The 19519-nt window shown below is 46.0% G+C and carries 23 protein-coding genes; 4 read left to right on the plus strand and 19 right to left on the minus strand.

Annotation, left to right across the window (positions count from 1 at the left end; all coding sequences use genetic code 11):
- Positions 1-217: 217 nt before the first annotated feature.
- Together DWB84_RS07030 and DWB84_RS07035 are read right to left on the minus strand one after the other, a co-directional pair.
- Positions 218-742, minus strand: a complete 525-nt coding sequence (locus DWB84_RS07030; protein ID WP_187409073.1) for a hypothetical protein — start codon at positions 740-742, stop codon at positions 218-220.
- 127 nt (positions 743-869) lie between these two features.
- Positions 870-1100 carry a hypothetical protein gene (locus tag DWB84_RS07035; protein WP_187409074.1) on the minus strand — a complete coding sequence of 77 codons (231 nt, stop codon included), beginning with the start codon at positions 1098-1100 and terminating at the stop codon, positions 870-872.
- A 385-nt stretch (positions 1101-1485) separates the two neighbouring features.
- Here DWB84_RS07035 and DWB84_RS07040 point away from each other — a divergent pair, with 385 nt between their 5' ends.
- Complete coding sequence (locus tag DWB84_RS07040) at positions 1486-1770, plus strand: hypothetical protein (RefSeq protein ID WP_187409075.1); 285 nt, start codon at positions 1486-1488, stop codon at positions 1768-1770.
- 150 nt (positions 1771-1920) lie between these two features.
- On the opposite strand, the gene DWB84_RS07045 is transcribed toward DWB84_RS07040, so the two are convergent.
- From DWB84_RS07045 to DWB84_RS07090, 10 genes are all read right to left on the minus strand, one after another.
- Positions 1921-3864, minus strand: a complete 1944-nt coding sequence (locus tag DWB84_RS07045) for an alpha-amylase family glycosyl hydrolase (RefSeq protein WP_187409076.1) — start codon at positions 3862-3864, stop codon at positions 1921-1923.
- Between the two features lie 438 nt (positions 3865-4302).
- Complete coding sequence (locus DWB84_RS07050; RefSeq protein WP_187409077.1) at positions 4303-5025, minus strand: tetratricopeptide repeat protein; 723 nt, start codon at positions 5023-5025, stop codon at positions 4303-4305.
- Positions 5026-5127: 102 nt separating this feature from the next.
- The gene (locus DWB84_RS07055; RefSeq protein ID WP_187409078.1) at positions 5128-5679 is read right to left on the minus strand and encodes a hypothetical protein; all 552 of its coding nucleotides are present in this window, start codon (positions 5677-5679) and stop codon (positions 5128-5130) included.
- Between the two features lie 129 nt (positions 5680-5808).
- Positions 5809-6420, minus strand: coding sequence for a hypothetical protein (locus tag DWB84_RS07060; RefSeq protein ID WP_187409079.1), 612 nt, complete (start codon positions 6418-6420; stop codon positions 5809-5811).
- Positions 6421-6673: 253 nt separating this feature from the next.
- Complete coding sequence (locus tag DWB84_RS07065; RefSeq protein ID WP_187409080.1) at positions 6674-7246, minus strand: hypothetical protein; 573 nt, start codon at positions 7244-7246, stop codon at positions 6674-6676.
- A gap of 25 nt (positions 7247-7271) precedes the next feature.
- Positions 7272-7847 (minus strand): hypothetical protein, encoded by a 576-nt coding sequence (locus DWB84_RS07070; protein WP_187409081.1) that lies wholly within the window; start codon positions 7845-7847, stop codon positions 7272-7274.
- 1316 nt (positions 7848-9163) lie between these two features.
- Complete coding sequence (locus tag DWB84_RS07075; protein WP_187409082.1) at positions 9164-9916, minus strand: DUF4852 domain-containing protein; 753 nt, start codon at positions 9914-9916, stop codon at positions 9164-9166.
- A 582-nt stretch (positions 9917-10498) separates the two neighbouring features.
- Positions 10499-10810, minus strand: a complete 312-nt coding sequence (locus tag DWB84_RS07080) for a hypothetical protein (protein ID WP_187409083.1) — start codon at positions 10808-10810, stop codon at positions 10499-10501.
- A gap of 30 nt (positions 10811-10840) precedes the next feature.
- On the minus strand, positions 10841-11518 hold the full coding sequence (locus tag DWB84_RS07085) for an IS3 family transposase (RefSeq protein WP_187409573.1): 678 nt from the start codon (positions 11516-11518) through the stop codon (positions 10841-10843).
- Between the two features lie 184 nt (positions 11519-11702).
- Entirely contained in the window at positions 11703-12020 is a 318-nt protein-coding gene (locus DWB84_RS07090) for a transposase (protein WP_222868079.1), read from the minus strand.
- Positions 12021-12852: 832 nt separating this feature from the next.
- Between DWB84_RS07090 and DWB84_RS07095 the strand changes: the two genes are divergently transcribed.
- The 3 genes from DWB84_RS07095 to DWB84_RS07105 are packed head-to-tail and all read left to right on the plus strand — an operon-like array spanning position 12853 to position 15175.
- Positions 12853-13161 carry a hypothetical protein gene (locus tag DWB84_RS07095; RefSeq protein ID WP_187409084.1) on the plus strand — a complete coding sequence of 103 codons (309 nt, stop codon included), beginning with the start codon at positions 12853-12855 and terminating at the stop codon, positions 13159-13161.
- On the plus strand, positions 13143-13511 hold the full coding sequence (tnpB, locus tag DWB84_RS07100; protein ID WP_187409085.1) for an IS66 family insertion sequence element accessory protein TnpB: 369 nt from the start codon (positions 13143-13145) through the stop codon (positions 13509-13511). The genes DWB84_RS07095 and tnpB overlap by 19 nt, the downstream gene beginning before the upstream one ends.
- Positions 13512-13537: 26 nt before the next feature.
- A complete protein-coding gene (locus DWB84_RS07105) occupies positions 13538-15175 on the plus strand; it encodes an IS66 family transposase (RefSeq protein WP_187409086.1) in 1638 nt (545 codons plus the stop codon).
- Between the two features lie 406 nt (positions 15176-15581).
- Here the strand turns inward: DWB84_RS07105 and DWB84_RS07110 are convergent, their stop codons facing one another.
- The 7 genes from DWB84_RS07110 to DWB84_RS07140 form a co-directional block, all read right to left on the minus strand.
- Complete coding sequence (locus tag DWB84_RS07110; RefSeq protein WP_187409087.1) at positions 15582-15737, minus strand: hypothetical protein; 156 nt, start codon at positions 15735-15737, stop codon at positions 15582-15584.
- A gap of 253 nt (positions 15738-15990) precedes the next feature.
- Complete coding sequence (locus DWB84_RS07115; protein ID WP_187409088.1) at positions 15991-16446, minus strand: hypothetical protein; 456 nt, start codon at positions 16444-16446, stop codon at positions 15991-15993.
- A 127-nt stretch (positions 16447-16573) separates the two neighbouring features.
- Positions 16574-16897, minus strand: coding sequence for a hypothetical protein (locus DWB84_RS07120; RefSeq protein WP_187409089.1), 324 nt, complete (start codon positions 16895-16897; stop codon positions 16574-16576).
- A 134-nt stretch (positions 16898-17031) separates the two neighbouring features.
- The gene (locus DWB84_RS07125) at positions 17032-17319 is read right to left on the minus strand and encodes a hypothetical protein (RefSeq protein ID WP_187409090.1); all 288 of its coding nucleotides are present in this window, start codon (positions 17317-17319) and stop codon (positions 17032-17034) included.
- 127 nt (positions 17320-17446) lie between these two features.
- Entirely contained in the window at positions 17447-17689 is a 243-nt protein-coding gene (locus DWB84_RS07130; RefSeq protein ID WP_187409091.1) for a hypothetical protein, read from the minus strand.
- Between the two features lie 160 nt (positions 17690-17849).
- Positions 17850-18443: a hypothetical protein gene (locus tag DWB84_RS07135; protein WP_187409092.1), complete on the minus strand. Its 594-nt coding sequence runs from the start codon at positions 18441-18443 to the stop codon at positions 17850-17852.
- Between the two features lie 20 nt (positions 18444-18463).
- A complete protein-coding gene (locus DWB84_RS07140; protein ID WP_187409093.1) occupies positions 18464-19516 on the minus strand; it encodes a hypothetical protein in 1053 nt (350 codons plus the stop codon).
- Positions 19517-19519: the final 3 nt, after the last annotated feature.

A 19519-nucleotide genomic window follows, 5' to 3' on the forward strand; every position in this document is an offset into this window, starting at 1 on the left:
CTTCGCGAGTATGACGAAAATCGGGGTAAGCAATTTGCCCGTTTGATTTTCATATTCGAATTTGAGTTCTGGCTCTCATGTAGAGCCGCGCATGAGCGGCAAGATCGTCATCCTTTTTTATTTCTGGTGCTTTTAGAGCCTGCACATAACTGACAAGGCAGTCATCCTCGCGAAGCGGGGATCCATATTTACTACTTCGGTGTGATGAGCCATGCTTTTATTGGTGCGTATCTGAATTTAGTTCCTCAACTTTATTTTCTAAAAATTCACACAGCTCACCATAGCCATTAAGCATATTTGAGCACCATATCTTGCCTATGCCATCAATCACAATAAAGTCAGATTGGAGCAGTTTGGAATAACCCACTTCCAGAAGGTTGCTCCAGGGCACTTTCTTTGTTCCCTTTAGGGGGCTTTTGTAGTAAACGAATTCGTCATCGTAGCTAAACTTTACAAAGAAAGCTTGGTATGGAAGAAAGATAGCGCCAGCCACGAAAATGGCAGCAACAAGACAGGCTGGAATTTCCTGTCCTTTATAAGATTGAGAAACTAAATAGACGACGAAAGCGGCGAAAGGAATCATCAGGAACGCAAATATTTTGAAAGGCTTTCCGTAGTCGAGATGCCGTATATTGCCGTCATGTTTTCCTTCATGTTTTGTGAATGCCACTAATGCCAATACCAAGAGTCCGCCTGCAAGGCCGCTGAGTATTGGTCGGATCTTGTCAAATATTTCTTCCATGTAGCCTCATAGAGCTAATGCCGCCTGCGTGAGGCGAGAAGGTGAATCAGTGGTTGAAAGTCACCGGGGTGCCCGTTTTCGTTCGCCACTGCTTATGCAGATAAGTTTAGTCGACAAGATGTGATTGTTATTGTTGCGGCTCAATCTCTAACAAGGATTTGGCCCGAGTCAGCAAGCCGAGGGCTTCTTGGAATACATTCCCTATATACCCATTCTCTGATGTATCGCGAGATAGCGCAGACTGATCCGCCTGTACGCCTTCAACCAGTTCTTGGAGCATGCCGGGATGTTTAGTCTCTAGGTGTTGCAACAATACTGTCAGGATGTAGGAGGTTGCATCCGCTTTTACATTTTCCATATGAGTTTCCTCGCTTTTCTCATAATGTTGCTTTAGGCGCACTAGCGTTGGATGAAAGCTAAAAGCCAAGAATAGCTTCATAAAAATTACTAAGTCTAAAGCTTTCCTTGATCCAATTCTCATTTGGGATGATCAGTACTTCGAACTGCGGTGGTGAGTGAATTTGGGGGGGGGAGCAAACCCTGTGGCAAAGTGGGTGCTGCAAGAAAGGGTGGTATCCGTGGCTTTGGCGTCGAAATAATTGGCAGGTGTTTGATTCAAATGGCGTCAGATTGATATGTAACGCTTTGATATTTAATGGTTTTCTTGTTTTGGTTCGGTTGTTGCTAAGGAAGGCCGAGGTTCCCGAATGGGGACCCGATAGACCAACAATCGGTACTCAATTATGAAAAAACATCTTTTTGGTTTGTCACTTGTTGCTTCTTTGATGTTTGTAGCTGGACCTAGCTACGCAGTTGGTACTTGGGGTGGTAACTCAGGCAATAAAGACTTTCTTGATCAACACGTCTGTGAGCGTGCGCCTAGAAATCCACATTGCACCGGCAGCACCCCGGCACCACAGCCTGCGCCGCATCCGGTTCCAGAAATCGACGCAGCCAATGCTGGCTTGGCTCTCGCCCTGGTTGGTGGGATTCTGGCCATGCGCCGCGAGCGCCGCAATCGCCGTTAAGCGACTTAAAAGCCTTGTTGGTGGTAAGCCTCCAGGTGAGAGCCTGGGGGCTTTTTTATATCTGATAGCCTAAAAATCGTACGAAGCCGGACTTCTTAATAAGGTTGACGCAATTATTGGATTTTTCCCCAGATCGTTCCGCATGGATTTTTACGCTTGTGCAAATACCAGCAAGGAATTCGCAGGCACAGTGATCGATGCGGAAGTTGTAAAGCCGTGCAGTGGTACCCCCTGTGCATTAATTTGTCCGCCATTGCCGGCCGTGGTGGGATTAACCCAGTTGTCATATACATCGCTGTTAAAAACCTCAAGCCAAGTTCCCTGCGCTGGAAACCCGATCTGATAGTTATAGAGAATTGAATTATTAAGACTGGCTACAACGATAACATCATGCCCCTCTCCGGGTACCCAGCGATGAAAGGTGAGAATTCGATCTTCATCGTTAGCATAGGTGGGTCTGAACCCATTTCCTCGCAAGGCTGGCTGACGCCATCTCAGCCCTAAAAGCTCGCGTGTAAAACGTAAAAAATCACGCATTGCGGGATCTGGTTGCTCAAGGCCTTCCCAATAAATTCTCAACTCGGGCCTATAGGCAAGATTGTCGGACCACTGTTTATCTTCCAGGAATTCCTGACCCATAAACATCATGGGGATGCCGGGAGCAGTCAAACAAATGCCCATGGCTACCCGGCTGCGACTGCGTGCGTACCAGCTACGTGAATTGCTAGGGTCGCTCAAATAGGCAATACGTGCTTCGCGCGAATTATCGGAATCACGCAACACAAGATCGTGATTTTCTGGGCCTTGCACAAAACGCCAATGCTCCGCAAATCCCGGTTGCCACAGTGACTCGGCTAGCCTTGCCATAGGAACAGGATGATCGCCGGGAGCGCTTGCCGCGCTGATTGCAGACCGCAAAGTAATTCGCAGACCGTCAGCCAATGTCGTATCAAAGCCGGCACCGCCTAACTCGCTCGGCGTTGTGACGAAGGGGTTTACTCCCCAATACTCCGCCTTCTGCAGTGCATTTGGCTTTGTGGCGCGCACAGCGGAGGACAGGTTTTGTAAAAACTGCCAGCCATGAGGTGCGCCATCGTGATCTATAACACTCGTCTGGTCGTAACGTAAGCCATCAATTTTGTATTCGGTCAAAAGAAACCGCGCATTGTCGATCAGAAGTGCACACACCTGCGGTTTGCCGAAATCAAAAACCCTGCCGCCGGCGTGTTCCTTTTCGCCGAAATAAAGTGAATTGGTAAATAGGGGGGGAGGGTTGTTATCCTGCCCGTGCTGGCGGTCGAAAAAGTAAATACTTTCGTTACCAAAATCACCGCCAGCATGGTTATAAACCACATCAAAAATGACGGCGATACCATATATATGAGCAAGATCGACAAGTGCTTTTAATTGATTCATTTCTCCACGGAGATGTTCGAATTCATAAGGGGATAGTGCACAATCAGTCAGCAGTTTATTGAGTCGCTCCACATAGGGTGGCAGATCGGCGTCACTTACGGAAAAATCAGACTCTGGGGAAAAATAATCCACCCCGTTGTAGCCCAAGCTGAATTCCGTTTGAAATTCTTGAATCGGCAGCAACTGAATGGCGGTCACGCCCAGGTCTGCGAGGTATGGTAATTTTTCGGCGACATCCAGAAATGTCCCCAATGCAGGCGGCCATCTGGGCGTATAAAAAGTGCCGACATGTAATTGATAAATGACGAAATCCTGAAACGCTGGTGTTACATAGCCGGTATCATGCCAAGCGAAATCATCCTTGCGGATGACGCACTCGCCCGCGTCCCAATCCAACTCGCGTGCATAAGGATCGCGTTTAAATCCTCCACCCGCTTCCCCCACGACCCACAACTTATAATGCTGCCGGTCTTTTGCGCCGCGAACGAAACCCCACCAATGCCCGTTCTCCGTCGGAATTAAGCGCGTGGCATCGCTGGGCGTCCAGCCGATAAAAGGCCCTAATATATGAACCTCTCGTGCCGTGCCGCCCCACACACGAAAAGTTGCTCCATCACCAATAAGATTTGCTCCCATTGGTGTCTGTTCAGTGATGTAGTCCAAGGTTACCAAACTCATATTATTCGTCTCCGACAAACATAAACAATTTGGTTTTTGCGAGGCAATTGACGAGGCTGTGGAAATGGCTCGCAAGAATTAGCGTTAATTCAGATCTGAAGGGAAATTGATATTGAGTCAAACGTTCGATAGGGCTTTCCATGCGTCACACTCCCCTGTGTGATTGGATGATCAAGGGATTATTTGTTAACACACAGTAAATAAATTCACAATAAATTTTTGGGTAGCGGAAAAAATCAAATCAGCAAAGAAGTTTTTAGGAAGAATTTAACTAAAGGGCCGTTATCAATAGTTCATTAATGAAGATTACGTTTGGACTATCTACAACAGCGCCGACCGCAACGTAGCGAAGAAATGTCAAGGGCAGGGAATATTTATCGCGGCAAGGTGGTCAGCAGCCGAGCGACGTTTTGGAAATCATGCCATTGGTGGTATTTTTTATTGACAGTTTGTTGAAGCGTCGAATTTATTAAGCCAGAAGTTGGCTCGTTGAACTGATTCTTCAGTTCCAAGCCCCCGGCAATAAAAATATCCAGCCAAGAGTTGCGCATTTTTGTTTCCATTTTTTGCTGCTGCTTCATACCATTCGAGTGCTTTTGTAAGATTGGTTGCAACAATGCGTCCCTCTCCATACACAGTCGCCAGTTGCATTTGCGAATCTATATCACCTGCTAGTGCCATTTTTTCTACCTTTTTAAGCATCTCATCGACAGATACGGAATTGCCATTTGCATCAAAATATTCGGGAATCTCGGTGCTCTTGATCGTGATCGCGGAATATCTGCGATACCAATCTAACGCTTTGAGTATGTCCGTAGCCCCCAAAGTTCCTTCATCATAAATCCGCGCAAGCTCCCAGGCGGCATCTGCTACTCCCGCATTTGCAGCACTCTCTAGCAGCGAAATCGCATGATCGTAACGGGCATGATCTCCAGTTCGAATATAGCTAGCTGCTAAATAATATTGCTCTTGGGGTGATAGATTTTCAGTGGTGGAGCCAAGAATGTTTATGACATCGTCGTAACTCTGGTCATTGAATGCCTTGGCAGAATCAATGACCGTGTTGACGGTATTGATATCGGCTTTAGTGCAGGAAATCAGAGGTTTTGCGGCGAGCATAATCGCTACAAGCAAAAGGATTCGGGGTAACATCTGATTCATTGATTATCGCTCCATGATTGATGACGCGCCAGTTTATCGCTTGACTGAGCTGATAAATGTTCGGTTCATTGCTAAAGCAAATGGGACTGCATTTTCTGTTTGCTAATGGACGATCACGTGATTCTTGAGCTTATATGCAATTTCACCCAGTACTACCTTGGCTTTATCAATGGGATACTCCCAATCGATATTTCGCTGCGGAGTTCGGTTGATTTCTCGAATAATCCCAGTAAGGTCGCAATATTGTAGTCCTCCTTGCGCAAGGATCATGCTTTCATACAGATAGATCAGATCGTTCATGTTTCCCAAAGTCTTTCTATCGGTAGTTTTCATATATCGAAAATTCTGTGAATAAGTAAGTAACGCACCGATAGAGTCATTCGGAAAGTCTTCCATTGTTAAAAGCTGGATTATTCCGTTAATGCATTGCTCAGGAAGCTCCTCCTTGGGTGAACTGGCTCTATCGAAGCCAAACAATAAAAACGACAAAAGCGTTTTTTCATTCATGAAAACAATGCATTTTTGGCGGTCTACGTAAAACAGGTTTACATACCAAGCGCCCAATCCTTCCTCGCTTTGCACGAGCTCAGCCAATTCACTTGGTTTCAAGTGGAGATAGGTTTGAACTTTCTTGGTGCATTTAAGAGTTAGCATAAAAATTTCCTCTGCTTCATAATGGCGCCAATACGCGCGGCTTTAAACCGCACGTTGGCTTTTATCAATTCCATTACAACATCAGATTTTCGTAAGGCTGAAGCAGCAGCGCTTTTGTCTGATTTGACGCTATACCTTTTTAGATAAGCATATTCCTTTATCACTTGCCTTGGCATCACCTTTCTGCATTTCCTGCAGAAGTGATAGATGCTTGATCATCCCGTTGTGGGTTGCGGTAGCGTCCCATTTTTTGAGCCATATAAAATCCTTTTTACTTTCATGAGGGACCACCGTGACAGTCATATCTATGCTGGGCTTTCCGCCAAAAAATCCGGTCTTGCCTTCTTGGCTAAAACTAAAGTTAAGCTCATTTTTCTCTGTTGGTGATGAATTGCCATTGCTGCTTGTTGGAAGACCCATGGCGGCTCCTACCGGAATTTTTGCCACATAAAACTTGGATTTGCCTTGGCCGTGCGCGATTATTTCCATAACGGGCGCATCATCTTTTTCTGCGTTAACGTCCAGAGTGCATTGCTCTCCTTCGGTCAAGTGATACGTTCCTTCGAATGCATAGGGTTTGTCGCTGCACGCATTTAGGCATAGTAAGCAATATGTTGCTAATAAAATCTTTCTCACATTTACTCCTTTCTTTAATGATCGTATGGGGCAGTCAGCACGTTTGGCTTTGTTTATATCTTGGTCGCTGAAACTGATTTCTCCCTGACCGTTTTGTATGGCCAAAAAGGTTCGCTAAGCTACGCTTAGGGTCTCGGCTAGTCAAGCCTGTAGCCGGGATGCGAGTGGTCTTTGGGCAAAGAATTCGTAACAGGAGAATAGAGCCGAAAACGCACTGGTTGCCATCAAGTCGTTGGTATTGGTGATATTGATTATTTTGTTGGTGTTTATGTGGCAATCGCGATGCATGACTGGTGGTAGTCAAACAGTCTTTCCTAGAGCTGAATTGAGTAAGGAATAGGACCAATTCTTGGGCTTGTTAAAGTGCTTTTGTAAACCATTCTTTATCCAGTTCACGCAAGGTTAAATTCTTTCTTTTTAGCAATTCGGTCTGACATGCTTTGATTAGATCTCCGTAATAATTGGCGATGTTTTTGACTTGCATTTGACGGTTGTACTCCACCTTAATGCCGGCACCATTCAGTATTCTCCGATCAAGAACAGGAATGAGATCCATAAAATGTGCCGACAGCAATGCAGAGGCGTATGAGGCACCAAATCCTCTAATCTTGGTGTTGTTGTTTTTTGTTAAATCAGTAACATTTTTGCATAGGCTGATGAGCTCACCTGTTTCTTGCGCACTTAGTTGACGAAGATTTTTACCATTAAAATTTTTGTCGATATCAATAAGCACTTTCTCATAGCTTTCTAACTTTTCAACCAGCGTAACCACTGGCTCAGTTATAGAAGCATTGCCTCCTTTAAAATTGCTTACATGCAGAAAATCAACAATGCTTAACGAGAACCGTTGATTCTTGCTGGAAATATATGCTTGATAATGTGCCATAGCATGATCGAGCATTTCCCATGTTGTTTTTGGATTTCGCGCCATAGTTTGGATATAACCTTTTAATGTTTTAATCAAGCCGCGTGGCGGTGAATGGATTGTTAGGCAGCACCCAACGACGATGTTGCACCAAGCAGGCGAGGGCAAACACTGATTCTAGTACCGCGCCGACTAAGGCGCTCACAAGTGTTGAGGCATTAAGGCACGCCATCGCGAAACCCGCTCCAGCCAGCATCAGGCCCAAACCCCAATAGAGCCGCATGCCGTAGATAGTGGCGAACACGAGATAGCGACCGCCAATGATCAGGAGCATGGCTGGGAAGAATAAATGCGGTTCATGCGTGCTGAGGAAGTAGGCGATGGGAAGGCAGAAGATGAGCCAGAACGTGCTTGCTCCGGCAAGCAGACCAAAAGGGTTACCCTTTGTATGAGTGCCGCGAGAGCCCAAGAGTTTGCAGATAAGCACGCCCACCGGATGGATAAGCATTCCACCAATGAGAAGCGCCAAGATTCCTTTTTGGGGAGAAGTGAGAGCCGCGACGCCCGCCGCGGTGAACCAGGCAAGCGCGGAGGCCAAGATGCCAGCGGCTCCGCTGTGGTAGCCCTGTCGCATATCAGACTGCGCTTCCGTTACGGACATATCCATTTTTGAGATTCCTGTGGTTGATGTGGCCGAATATTTATATCGTGGTCAGATATTTCCTTGACCGTTTCGTATTGTTCAAAGCTTGTCCTCAATGCCTGCAATTGGAATTGCAAATCTTATTTTTATCTTCTTGCTGGCTGGCATTGTTATGGGGATTTTACTGGTTACCTATGTGCCACAACATCCCGCATTCTTCGCAATGGCAGAGAGCGGGAATTCCAACCACTTTTTTTCGTATTTTATTTTATCCCAATACAGCAGTATGCCTGCCTGTATGTGCCCGACGCCTTAAGTTTTCTTGAATATACGTAAAACCCAGTTTTTTACGGGACGATACATTACAACAGCTGTAGCTACTATGCAGTAGTGCTGATAGTAACCCATGACCTCATCCACTTTTGCGTTCGGAAAAAATACAAGCAAAAAAGTGAACGGTATAACAACCAGTGCAAATACGAGCTTGCCTATGGTAGTAACCTCACCGCCAGTTTCGTACATGCAGCTACCACAGAAAGGGCACAAATGTTGAGTCTTCATGTACCGGATTGGCAGCACATAAATTTGAGCAAGAAAAGGTCGATAGTGCCATAGCCTTGGTACAACGCGTTTGTCACACGAGTTACAAGGTATTCTATCCATTGTTGCGGATCCTCTTTCTGAACTAACGCCGCAAACAGCAGCGGTTAAATTGGTTTTTGGCGAAGTGGAAAGACGCTGTAAATCGTCCGCCTGCTTTGCTTTTAAACGCGGCACCTTCCAAGGCTTTTTAGCTGGAGATAAGCTGCTTATGACTATGCAGATTCGCGAGCACTAAAACTCATAACAGGCGAATTTTGATAGTTGCTTTGTGCCAGGGTTTTTCTGGCATCAGAGTAAATTTTGCACAGACTGCTTTTGTTGTGAACTTGATTGATTGAGGATTCATCGAGCAATAGCTGCAGAAGCCGTCGATGTCCCACAACAAGTCGGTCGATGCCTCACAACAAGTCAGCGATTCTAGATATTCTTATGGATTCAGTACAGATGGATTGAACGGGTTATTGGGTATCGGGTTGCGCTAATTATTGGGCGCCCGCGCTGGTCTTGATAGCTCGATCGTAGCCTGCTTCACCTGCCGGCGTGCTGCTACATCGTCCCGCCCGAGGCACGCGTACCTCGGCAATGTGGCAATCGCTCTCCGAAATACATCTTCTCGGGACATCGCCACTACGACCGAAGACCGGAGCGGGTGAAGTGCTTGCCGGACCGCCGTGCTCTGGGACAAACCGAAGTGTACGTAGGTTTGTCCCTAGCAGCACCTTGTAAATGCCCTGGCACTATATTCTGACAGCACGGAATGGCTGGTGTTTTTCCTTATTCTCTCTCGTTACAATGTTTGGGTTAACATCTATGAACTGAATTTCCCTCACTCTTGATTGAAAGACAGAGGGGCTACTCATGCCGGTAATTTCAACAATATAGCGAATATAAAGACCTCTGCTTTTATTTCTTGCATTTAAGAAAGACTCAGCTTCTTCAGGGCTCATCTCTAAGTTCGGCAATTCAGAAAGGTTGTCAACATTGACCGTTATCTTTCCAGGCAAAACTTGTATGTTATTTCCCCCGTTTAGGGTAAAACTTTTCGCAAGCATCACAGGAAACTCATTCTTTGAAAAATCATAATTCTCAAGCTGAGACGACACAGTAATTTGATAAGTTTTTTTAAGCGTATGTGCTTCAAGGGCTGACTCTAGATCAGAAACAGATTGATTTATATGCCGCTGATAGGAAATTTCATTGTTTCTTAAAGAGACGACTTTGTTGCCAATTCTATGCCTTAGATAGTCTTCACCATATGGAGATAAATCTCTAATACCACTTCGTGATAGACCTTCAAGCATCATATCTTGCCATGAAAGTTCAGCATAATTATTTGCGCCCGCTGTTTCATAATCCAATGTCTCTTTGGTGACTGGGTTATTCCAGCAAGATATACACTTGCCATCCAGATATATGTGACTTCCATTTGAAGCACAACCAGAAAAGTTAATGGCAAACATAAATATTGCAGTAATTCTTAATGCCTTCATTTTATTCCTTACTTATTTCATGGCATAACATTTATATCGTGTCGCGGAGACCGATATCTCCTTGACCGTTTTGTATTGTTCAAGGCCTCGCAAGCTAACCCTCAAAGCCCCGCCTCGTCAAGCCTGTAGCCGGGGTGGATCCAGGCTTCTTGTCTACAAAAGCGGTCTCTGTGACTTATATCTCTGATTGGCGGAATTCCCTAAAACTTCGGAAATGACGATGGGTCTTACAATTTACATGTACACTTGATGGAGGCAGTGCCCCAAGGGGCTAGAACGAACGCAGGTAGTGACAAAATTGCTGAGGCTCCCAAAGAAATCGGAAAGACGAAGTATGTACCTAGAATAGAGGCTGAATATGCTTTAAATCTTGTAAATTCAGAAAATGCCGCTGCCCAAAAGGACGAACAAGAAAAGGGGGCATAAAATATTACGAACACAAAAACTAAAAATGTTGGCGGCATAGGATGACCGATTCCTAACGCCTTTGTCCGCCGCGCATTGGCTGAATTGGGGGTGGTAAGTGGGGTAGGTTCACCTGACTCAATGCTCTTCTGCCTTGACTGGTTAGGTGGTGACGGCTTAGTACCGTCCGCAAATGAAATCTTCAATATCAACAATTGAGTCACCACGAAGATACGTAATCAATTTGGCCCTTTTGGAGTTACCGCCACAACTATTGCAAACAGCAGCGATACCTCTATCGTAATTCACATAGACCCGACCATCTTCCGTCGAGCGGGATGCCTCCAGCCACTTTTTTCTATCTTCGGGATCTTCCACAAGCGACCAATCCTCGTCACCCATTGCGCCTCTACACGTAACATCTAGGGAGGCGCAGCCTGTTGCAAACATTATCAAAAATACAGTGGCAAGGTATTTCATCTCATTCACTGATCTTCCCCACCAAAAGTAGACACTGTTTTATGCACACATTTTTTCATAAGCAGTTTCAAAATGATTCGGGCTTTGATAGCCCAGCGTGCTGTGTCGTCGGTGGCTGTTATAAAACAATTCTATGTCATCAAATACACAAGAATAGGCTTCTTTTTTGGTGGTGACACTTTCTGCGTAGAGCGCTTCCACTTTAAAGCGAGCAAAGAAAGCTTCCATCGCGGCATTATCCCAACAATTGCCTTTACGGCTCATGCTAGGCCGGATCTTTTCATCAAGCAATAGCTGCTGATATTCCCAGGAGCGGTATTGCACACCACGATCCGAATGTAGGATCAATCCAGGCTCAATGTTGCGCGAAGCCACCGCCATCTTGAATGCATCCATGATCAATTGGTTGGTCATGGTGGTGTCGAGTGACCAGCCGATGATCTTGCGTGAAAATAGATCCATGATGACAGCCAAATAGACGAAGCCTTTTTCAACCTTGATGTAGGTGATATCCGAGACCCATTTTTCATTGGGCTTACTCGCTTGAAAATTACGGCGCAGGAGGTTATCACTGACATGGTTCCTGGCCAGGACATCAGGAAAGTACTTGTAGCCTTTGCCGTTTCGAGCTTTAAGTCCTTGTTTGGCCATTAGTTTTGCAACCGTGTTCTCACTGATGGATACACCGCTTTCGTTCAGCTCTACGGTCGCGGTGATCCGTAACGCGACTTAAAGCGCGCAAACAGATTAATCAGCTGTCGCTCTGCGTCGAGCTTTCTCATCTCGGTTTCACTAGGCTCACGTGATCGCCACTTGTAGTAGCCTGCCCGGCTAACGTGTGTCCAGCGGCACATTTTCGTCACCGCATACTCACTGCTCAGCGAGTTAATGAAGGCATACCTCACCATTTGTCTTTGCTGAAGTATGCCGTCGCCTTTTTTAGAAATTCATTCTCTTCTTTCAGATCAGAGATCTGCCGCTTGAGTTTGCGGATTTCTTCACTCTCGCTCATCGAGTAATCCACCCCTTGGACGCTATTAAACTGTTTGTCGGACAATCGTTTGTACTGTCGACGCCAGTTATAGATTTGGCCGGGGTGAATTCCGAGCTCTTTCGCTACCTCGGCGGCGCTGGTATTGGGATCATCCGAGCGACGAACTGCCTCGCGTCGAAAATCCTCGGTGTAGTGGTTGTACTTGTTTTTGGATTTCTTTGTCATTTTCTAGACCCTCGTTAGGTGGTAGTGAGGTGTCTACTTTTCTTGGGGAACTCGGAGTGCTAACGCCAAGCTAAGCGGCGCGTTTTTCAGCGTCCGCTTGAGCTTTTTGTTAGCCTAAAGACCCTGTGATGCGAGGTAGAATTGTGGCTTCATTCTCGCGCCTGCTGCGCGAAGACAAACCAAGTAGTGCTTACCACCGTTTTTCAAGTGGCGTATAATGGCGCCGCGCGCTTGTTTGCTTGCCCACTTTATAACGTTTCCAGCAACAAACGGACGAGGAACCATATCCATATATCGACTGCAAGATTCGCTGGATTGCAACAACTCTCCAAACAGCTCAAGAACCTTTAGGTTAATATTCCAGCTATTGGCTTGCGGGCCTAGATGGTTGACAAAAACTCCCTAAAATCCTGCTTTTCTTGCTCGGTAATAGGCTCCATGATAGATCTCCTTTATTGAAGTTTTGAATGTTTAACAACATTATTGAGGTACTTGTTGTTAACACCGCCTTTATAGGTGATTTCGATAACAAAACTTAAAACGCTTGATAAGACATACATTTGTCGGCCGTCGCTATTGTCAAAGTAGTAGAACTCCAGGTCGGCTGGCGAATTCGGCCGGTGAACTTCACCTTTTAGCCCCTCTAAAAATCTCTTCTCTTCATCTGAAGCCGGATTATTGAAAACACTTTTGAAGAAGCCGTATGGAGACTTATTTGAGCCGATGAATTCTACTTCTTTCTGATCTATCGTAAGCGCTCGACAAACCCCACCCTAGCCAGTCTCGGTTGATTCACCAAAGATACCCCCAGGTTTTTGACTGGGGTATGAATATGAATCTGACAAGCAAACAGCAATTCTGGCGAGACCATGTTTTGGCAGCAAAACGTGACCAGCTGACGTACGCGGACTATGCAAAACAACACGACTTGAATCTCCAGGCGATGTACTCCTGGTCGATGACACTGCGCCGCAAAGGGATGTTGGAGCAGGAGGCGCCGGCTTTTGCAGAGGTTAAGGTGGAGCGCCCTGCAGTCAGCTCGGCAGCTCCGACCGGAGTGCGTGTGCGACTGGTCAATGGCGTTGAGCTGGAGCTGGGCGGGTTGAATGAGCAACTGGTGAAATGGTTGGCCGCCCTGTGATGCAGTTTGCCGCTCATCCTAAAGTCTTCCTGCACCGCAAGCCGGTGGACTTTCGCAAACAAATTAACGGGCTGAGCCTGATCGTACAGGACAGTCTTCAGCTGGATCTATTTGCGGAAGCGCTGTTTGTTTTTATTAACCAAGGGCGCAACCGCATCAAGATTTTGTATTGGCAAAAAAATGGTTTTTGTCTTTGGCTGAAACGTTTGGAGAAGGACAAATTCGCTTGGCCGCGCCAGCAAAATTCCGAAACAATTATCATTACTTCCGAAGAGCTGCAGTGGCTATTGGATGGCTTTAATATTTGGCAGTCGCCACCCCATCAAACACTAAAATTCGCTTCCGTTTAAGCGCTCGCATTTTTATAATTCCGCGCATGGCGGAATCCTCTCTTGCACAATTACCTGATGATATCGACGCGCTGAAAGCTTTAATTTCGGCGCGTGATATTGCGTTGGTCGAGCGAGATAAAAAATTGGCTGAGCGCGATAAAAAGATCACCATTCTGGAAGAGTACGTCCGCCTTTTAAAATCCCAACGCTTCGGTAAAAGCAGTGAGCGCTTTGTCTCTGATCTGCAGGAATCCCTCTTTAATGAAGCGGAGCAGCTGGACGACGAGGAGCCTGCGGAGGTGGAAGCTGGCGATGTGGCGGAGGTAGATTCTGCTTCAACCGCACCGGACAGCAACGACACCGAACAAAAAGCCCGTCCCGGCCGCCGCAAATTACCCGCACATCTGCCCCGCGTAAAAGTCATCCACAAGCTGCCCCAAGGGGAGCGCCAATGCCCCTGCGGCTGCCAGATGGAAGTCTTTGACGAAGCAATCAGCGAGCAATTGTGCATCATTCCGGCAGATCTCTATGTCATCCAGCACTGCCGCCAAAAGTACCGCTGCACCGCATGTGAGGATAAAGCCCCGGTCACCGCACCTATGCCGGCTCAGCCCTTTCCCAAAAGCAATGCCAGTCCAGAGTTGATGGCGAATGTGGTGGTCTCCAAATTCTTGGATGGCCTGCCGTTTTACCGCCAGGAACAGATCTGGAAGCGGGTGGATATTGATCTGCCCAGAGCCACATTGGCGCGCTGGAGTATTGAAGCGGGCAATCTTGCTCAACCTTTGATCAATCTGCTTCGAGAACACCAATGGGCATCTAACGTGATGCACATTGATGAAACGCCGGTACAAGTGCTCAAAGAGCCGGATAAACCACCGGAAGGCAATAAATACTTCTGGGTTACCGCCAGCGGTCCACCCAATAAACCGATTTACCTATTCCACTACGACCCTTCCCGTGGCAGCGCGGTGGCGGATGCGTTATTGGAAGGCTTCCGTGGCACCGTCATTTCGGATGACTGGTCCGTGTATGCGCGTGTCTGCGAAAAGCGGCAGCTGACTCATATTGCCTGTAATGATCATGCACGACGCAAATTCGACGAAGCCTTAAAAGCCGAGCCGAAAAACAAAAGCGGCAAGATGAGCAAAGCTGCGATGGCGCTGAATTATTATCAAAAGCTGTATGCGATTGAGCGGAAAATCCAGGATAAATCGCCGGAAGAACGCCAACGCATTCGCCAGACAGAAGGCATGCCGCTGTGGGACCAGTTTATAAAATGGATGGGGACACACATCCACAAAACCACGCCGGAATCGAAATTTGGCAAAGCGCTGAACTATGCCTACAAGCTCAGAGAGAAGCTGAGGTTTTACAGCGAGACCGGTCATCTGCCGATGAGCAACCAAGTCGCGGAAAACGCCATTCGCCCCTTTGCCATCGCCCGGAAGAATTTTTTGTTTTACGACACACCCAAGGGCGCCTCAGCCAGCGCGAATTTGTACAGCTTGATCATGACGGCGAAAAGCCACGGGCTGGATCCGTTTTATTATTTGGCGCATGTGTTCAAACATCAGCCCAGAGCGAAAACCGTGGAGGATGTGGAAAAGCTGCTGCCGTGGAATGTGGATATCGAGCAGCTGAAGCAAAGCTTTGGGGCTGTCAACCGGGTGCTTTGTTGAGCGCTTACGATCTATCCACCGATACACGACAGAGTATTCTGGCGCAGAAATTATCATTGAGTGCTCGTCAAGAAGTACCTTTTTGTAATTTTCCGGCAGCGGTACCGATACTCGGCCTTTAAGGATCAGCTCTTTCCCCGTACTCGCTCGTTCGGCGTCAGCTTCATGCTTTATGTTATTGGTTTGGCACCCCTGTATCGTAAACACCATTACTAGTAAAGCTATAATGTTCCTTGCAATTTTCATATATAGAGTGTCTCCTGCTTGATTACGCGATAAATCTTCTGAATAAGGCTAACTCTCGCAACAGCGGAATATTTGGAGTGGATTGTTTTGCGGTAGCGTAGCGTTAAACCGCAAAACGAGGAGCGGAAAATATTTCCGACTGTTTGCGATTGTTATGCATTTACACCCCAACCAGCAACATAAATAAAAACGCCATTACTGAAATGGCCCCAGCCACCAAATTAAAACCGTTTCTGATCCTTGCCTGCTTTCGAATAACGGCAATGGTGAAAGCCAAATTAACCAAGCCAGCCACAATGAAAATTACTGTTGCCAAGTTCGTGGCCTGGCTTGGAGCGACCTCACCCTGCGTCAGGTATCGCCAAGGCCACCAGAGCCAGATGCTAACCGCTAAACCTATTGCGCCGTAGCAGCAGTTCTCGATTGTTTCTCTTATTCGAAACACCATCTATTTGGAGTCACCTATTGCATAACGCCCGTAACAGGCGAATTTATGGAGGCGATTGTTTTGTGCCAAGCTTTTCGGCACAAAACGAGCGCCGGAATAAATTTCGGCCTGGTTACGATTGTTAGCACCGGCGCCGCCTATTTTCTTTATTCAAATCTTTGATGCCCGGAGCATTAGCTACAAGCCTCTTTCCAAATTCATCTGGCAGCCCAATGTAGAGGGTTGCACTGCTGTCCCAGCATACAATTTCAAATAGAGATTGTTTAAGCTGCTTTTCAGGTTCGCCTTCCCAAAAATCGGAGTTTCCGTCTGCAAAGGGCTTATCTGTTGTAAATGGCTTCGTGCCTTTCGGAAAAGCTGAAATGACAGACCATACAAACTGATAGTCAAATTCCTTCAACTTTGAGGTCATGTTCTCGCCGTACACCCATGATGGGTCATCTAATTCAGGCCATCCACCCTCAATGTCGGAAATGTGCCAATCGTAATCCTCTAGGTTGATTTCAAGCCAACGAGCGACATCATTCATGCTCGTATGAAATCGGACTTCCGATGTTTTTTCTTGTATGTAGTTCATGGTTCGTATTGAGTGCTAACGCCGTTGTAACCGGACCAAATTGCGGAGCGGTTTTGTGTTATAAGCGCAGCGAACACAAAACTGCGCAGTAATTTGGTTCCGGTTTACAACCTTGTTATGCATATATTTATTTTATGCCAATGCTTTCAGCGGCCTGATTAAGCTTTAATGCTCCGACTTGGAGACAGGTTTTTAATAGTGAATTGTAATTGTCCAGCACCAACTCTTTCTTGTCTTTATCCGGCAACTTGCTAGCCGCTCCTGTATTAAGCAATTTTTCAAATTTAGCTGCGGAGTCCAACGAGTATTGGATGCATTCTTTCACAACAGATTCTAGCGCACCTGTCACAGCGCCCATTTCATTGGTTTCGGAATCCAGCGCAGATGCTGGCAGACACAAGAAAAAATAAAAAAAGGCACCTGTTGCAGCAACCAATAAACCTCTTCTCATGCCTGATGACTCCCCTGCATAACGCCCGGCACAGCCGCAGCTGGTACGGAGCGATTTTTGTGTTATTGTTTGAGCGACAGCGAGTAACACAAAAACCGCGTAGTACCAGCTGTCGGACTGATGCCGATTGTTAGCTATATTTTAGAAACTGCTTTTTTACTATTCTTACGCTCCAACTCTCGATTGCAGTTTGGGCAGACTGTTTTCTTTTGCCCCTCGATTTGCCAAATATAAGAGTTGCGTTTTAAAGCTGAGTTACAGAGCTGGCAGCTTGCAGGGGACTTGGTGGCAAAGTAACCAACCACTAAGATAACGATCATTATGATTGATATAGCCGGATAGTTTTGGAAAGCCCATATTGCGCCACCAATTATTACGATAGCAATAATTCCCTGAGTCTCAGCTTTTTTTCTTCTGGCCATGCGAGTCTCCTTTTAAGCTAACGCCCACAGCAGGCGCATTTATGTAGGTGATTGTTTTGTGCCAGGCTTTTTCTGGCACAAAACGAGCGCCGGAATAAATGTCGCACTGGCTGTGCTTGTTAGGGCTTTATTGACCAATTTGCTTTTCAATGGCCTTTGTACTGATTGTGGTTCCAATGAGTATTAGCAGACCAGACAACATGCGAACGAAGAATGTACAGACTACTGAAGCACCGATTAGCATTAATCCCTGCCTCACATCATTAAATAGTGTGAAGTAGATTCCATAGAAGAATAAGCCTCCCACTGCCAACCCACCTAAAATCATTAAAATGTATCCGAAACCGGCCATCAGCATTCCAATTTTCATATTGCACCGAAAGAATTGTGACGTTATTTAATAACATTAGCCACAAACCAAATGCTCAACAAGATTTAATTATTCGGAGCTAGACGTGTCCTAACGCCGCCATAAGCCGCGCGACGTAAGGAGCGTCGGGCGACCAGCGGGAGCGTATTTAATGGCTTTGTTAGGTCTCAGGCCAGTATTGCTTGAAATTGGGTAAATAGACTCCCGCTGAGTTAGGCTTAAGAGCTTTATTGATTGGGTCACCAAATCCAATTGCAGCATGAAGTGCCATGAAGCAGTCAGCAAGAATATTTGCTTCCTCAGTGTAGCCGTCAAGTGCGTTTTTATCAGTGGCAAGAACCTTAAGGGATTCCACTCCCTTCTTGCGATAATATTTAAAGCCGTTAAGCTTTTCGTAGTCGACATCTTCTTGGTCAAGCGCCATAAGAAACCAAGTTGAGTGAACTACTACATTGCGCTGCTCGATCAGATCCTGAAACCGCGTTAAAATGTTGTTAATGGCTTTGCTTTCTTCTTTTGTCAAAGTCCGAATTTGAGCAATCAACGGATACAGTAAAGCGCGTAGTGGCTCTGCGGTCTGATTTGCGAAGAGCACTTGGACTACTCCTTGATTTTTTAAACCCTCAATTCTAAGGACTGCTTCGAGAAGCGTTCTCAGGCGAAAAACTGCAAGTTCGAAAGTGACACAGAATCTCCCGTAGCTAGCAAGAATAGCTTCCACAGCGACTTTCTGAGGTTGTTCATTTGGTTCCATTGTAAGACCTAACGCCGCATTCAGCGGCTTGTCCGCTGCAATGCCTTGTTAGGCGATGTTTGGCGATATACCAAAATTGGATGGACCAGAACTCTCGGATACCGACAGGTTCTTACCATAGCCTCAATTCCATCAAATCCTCGGAACATACCTCGAAATGCACGTTCAACACTTTCGTAGTCTTTAAGGTCTTCTTTTTCGAATTCTTGTAGTGGCAAAAAGGTTTCTCCTGCATCCGAAGGAACAGAGGTTATGACACCAAGCATTGTAAATTCTTCGGTAGGGAATGAACCGTAAGTGAAGTGAAAAGCTGTGGGATCTGAAACTGTAAAATTTGAAGCGTCTAGGTGCCCAAAAATATGTTCATCATCTTCATCTTTGAATGGATAAACACGAATGTTTGTTATGTTGGGAAGAAACGCATCAATCCATGTTTTCATGCCATCCAAGATCCATTGTGGAACCATATCAACTGCTGTTGATGAAGCTAGTAATGAATCTAGTCCAGCTCTTAGCTCCTTTGCCTTCTTCTTAGCTTTAGCCTGTGAATTTCTATCTCCGATCGTACTCTCCAGCTCTTGGATTTGCCGTTCAATTTCTTGGTACTCTGGGGAATCCTTCAATGTGTCAGCATGACTTCTGTTTATCAGTTTTACTATGTCTGGAAAATCTTGGCCGATTTTCTTCATCCTTTCATAGTCTTCTATGACTACTCGGCCTGAGCATTTAATACATAGGGCATTTTTAAGTGTAGCCCTAAGATTCGAGTCTTTTAATGTCTTCCCTTCTTCAAAGTTAGCCAAGTCCAAAAGGTAGCCCGAAGAAGATAGCTCTGACTCTAATTCTTGCAATAAAGCATGATAAGGCTTGATTGTTGTTTTATCTTGCTCTCTATCTTGTGTCGTTCCACCAGCATCATGTTTGAAAACTTTGAAATCGTAGTTTCTTTTATTGTCTGACGTAGACCCTTTTTCAGATTGGGTTTCCCTTAACTCAACAACACCACCTGTGAGCTGACTATACAGCGAGATGACTTTATCCAAGTCTACATACAGATAATCAAATAGATTCAAAGT

It is taken from the genome of Saccharophagus sp. K07 (genome assembly GCF_014336955.1).
GTDB lineage: Bacteria > Pseudomonadota > Gammaproteobacteria > Pseudomonadales > Cellvibrionaceae > UBA5868.

What these genes read in the sequence shown, in the direction of transcription:
- DWB84_RS07030 (WP_187409073.1), bottom strand. Translation starts at nt 742, where the DNA reads ATGGAAGAAATATTTGACAAGATCCGACCAATACTCAGCGGCCTTGCA.
- DWB84_RS07035 (WP_187409074.1), bottom strand. Translation starts at nt 1,100, where the DNA reads ATGGAAAATGTAAAAGCGGATGCAACCTCCTACATCCTGACAGTATTG.
- DWB84_RS07040 (WP_187409075.1), top strand. Translation starts at nt 1,486, where the DNA reads ATGAAAAAACATCTTTTTGGTTTGTCACTTGTTGCTTCTTTGATGTTT.
- DWB84_RS07045 (WP_187409076.1), bottom strand. Translation starts at nt 3,864, where the DNA reads ATGAGTTTGGTAACCTTGGACTACATCACTGAACAGACACCAATGGGA.
- DWB84_RS07050 (WP_187409077.1), bottom strand. Translation starts at nt 5,025, where the DNA reads ATGAATCAGATGTTACCCCGAATCCTTTTGCTTGTAGCGATTATGCTC.
- DWB84_RS07055 (WP_187409078.1), bottom strand. Translation starts at nt 5,679, where the DNA reads ATGCTAACTCTTAAATGCACCAAGAAAGTTCAAACCTATCTCCACTTG.
- DWB84_RS07065 (WP_187409080.1), bottom strand. Translation starts at nt 7,246, where the DNA reads ATGGCGCGAAATCCAAAAACAACATGGGAAATGCTCGATCATGCTATG.
- DWB84_RS07070 (WP_187409081.1), bottom strand. Translation starts at nt 7,847, where the DNA reads ATGGATATGTCCGTAACGGAAGCGCAGTCTGATATGCGACAGGGCTAC.
- DWB84_RS07075 (WP_187409082.1), bottom strand. Translation starts at nt 9,916, where the DNA reads ATGAAGGCATTAAGAATTACTGCAATATTTATGTTTGCCATTAACTTT.
- DWB84_RS07090 (WP_222868079.1), bottom strand. Translation starts at nt 12,020, where the DNA reads ATGACAAAGAAATCCAAAAACAAGTACAACCACTACACCGAGGATTTT.
- DWB84_RS07095 (WP_187409084.1), top strand. Translation starts at nt 12,853, where the DNA reads ATGAATCTGACAAGCAAACAGCAATTCTGGCGAGACCATGTTTTGGCA.
- tnpB (WP_187409085.1), top strand. Translation starts at nt 13,143, where the DNA reads ATGGTTGGCCGCCCTGTGATGCAGTTTGCCGCTCATCCTAAAGTCTTC.
- DWB84_RS07105 (WP_187409086.1), top strand. Translation starts at nt 13,538, where the DNA reads ATGGCGGAATCCTCTCTTGCACAATTACCTGATGATATCGACGCGCTG.
- DWB84_RS07115 (WP_187409088.1), bottom strand. Translation starts at nt 16,446, where the DNA reads ATGAACTACATACAAGAAAAAACATCGGAAGTCCGATTTCATACGAGC.
- DWB84_RS07120 (WP_187409089.1), bottom strand. Translation starts at nt 16,897, where the DNA reads ATGAGAAGAGGTTTATTGGTTGCTGCAACAGGTGCCTTTTTTTATTTT.
- DWB84_RS07125 (WP_187409090.1), bottom strand. Translation starts at nt 17,319, where the DNA reads ATGGCCAGAAGAAAAAAAGCTGAGACTCAGGGAATTATTGCTATCGTA.
- DWB84_RS07130 (WP_187409091.1), bottom strand. Translation starts at nt 17,689, where the DNA reads ATGAAAATTGGAATGCTGATGGCCGGTTTCGGATACATTTTAATGATT.
- DWB84_RS07135 (WP_187409092.1), bottom strand. Translation starts at nt 18,443, where the DNA reads ATGGAACCAAATGAACAACCTCAGAAAGTCGCTGTGGAAGCTATTCTT.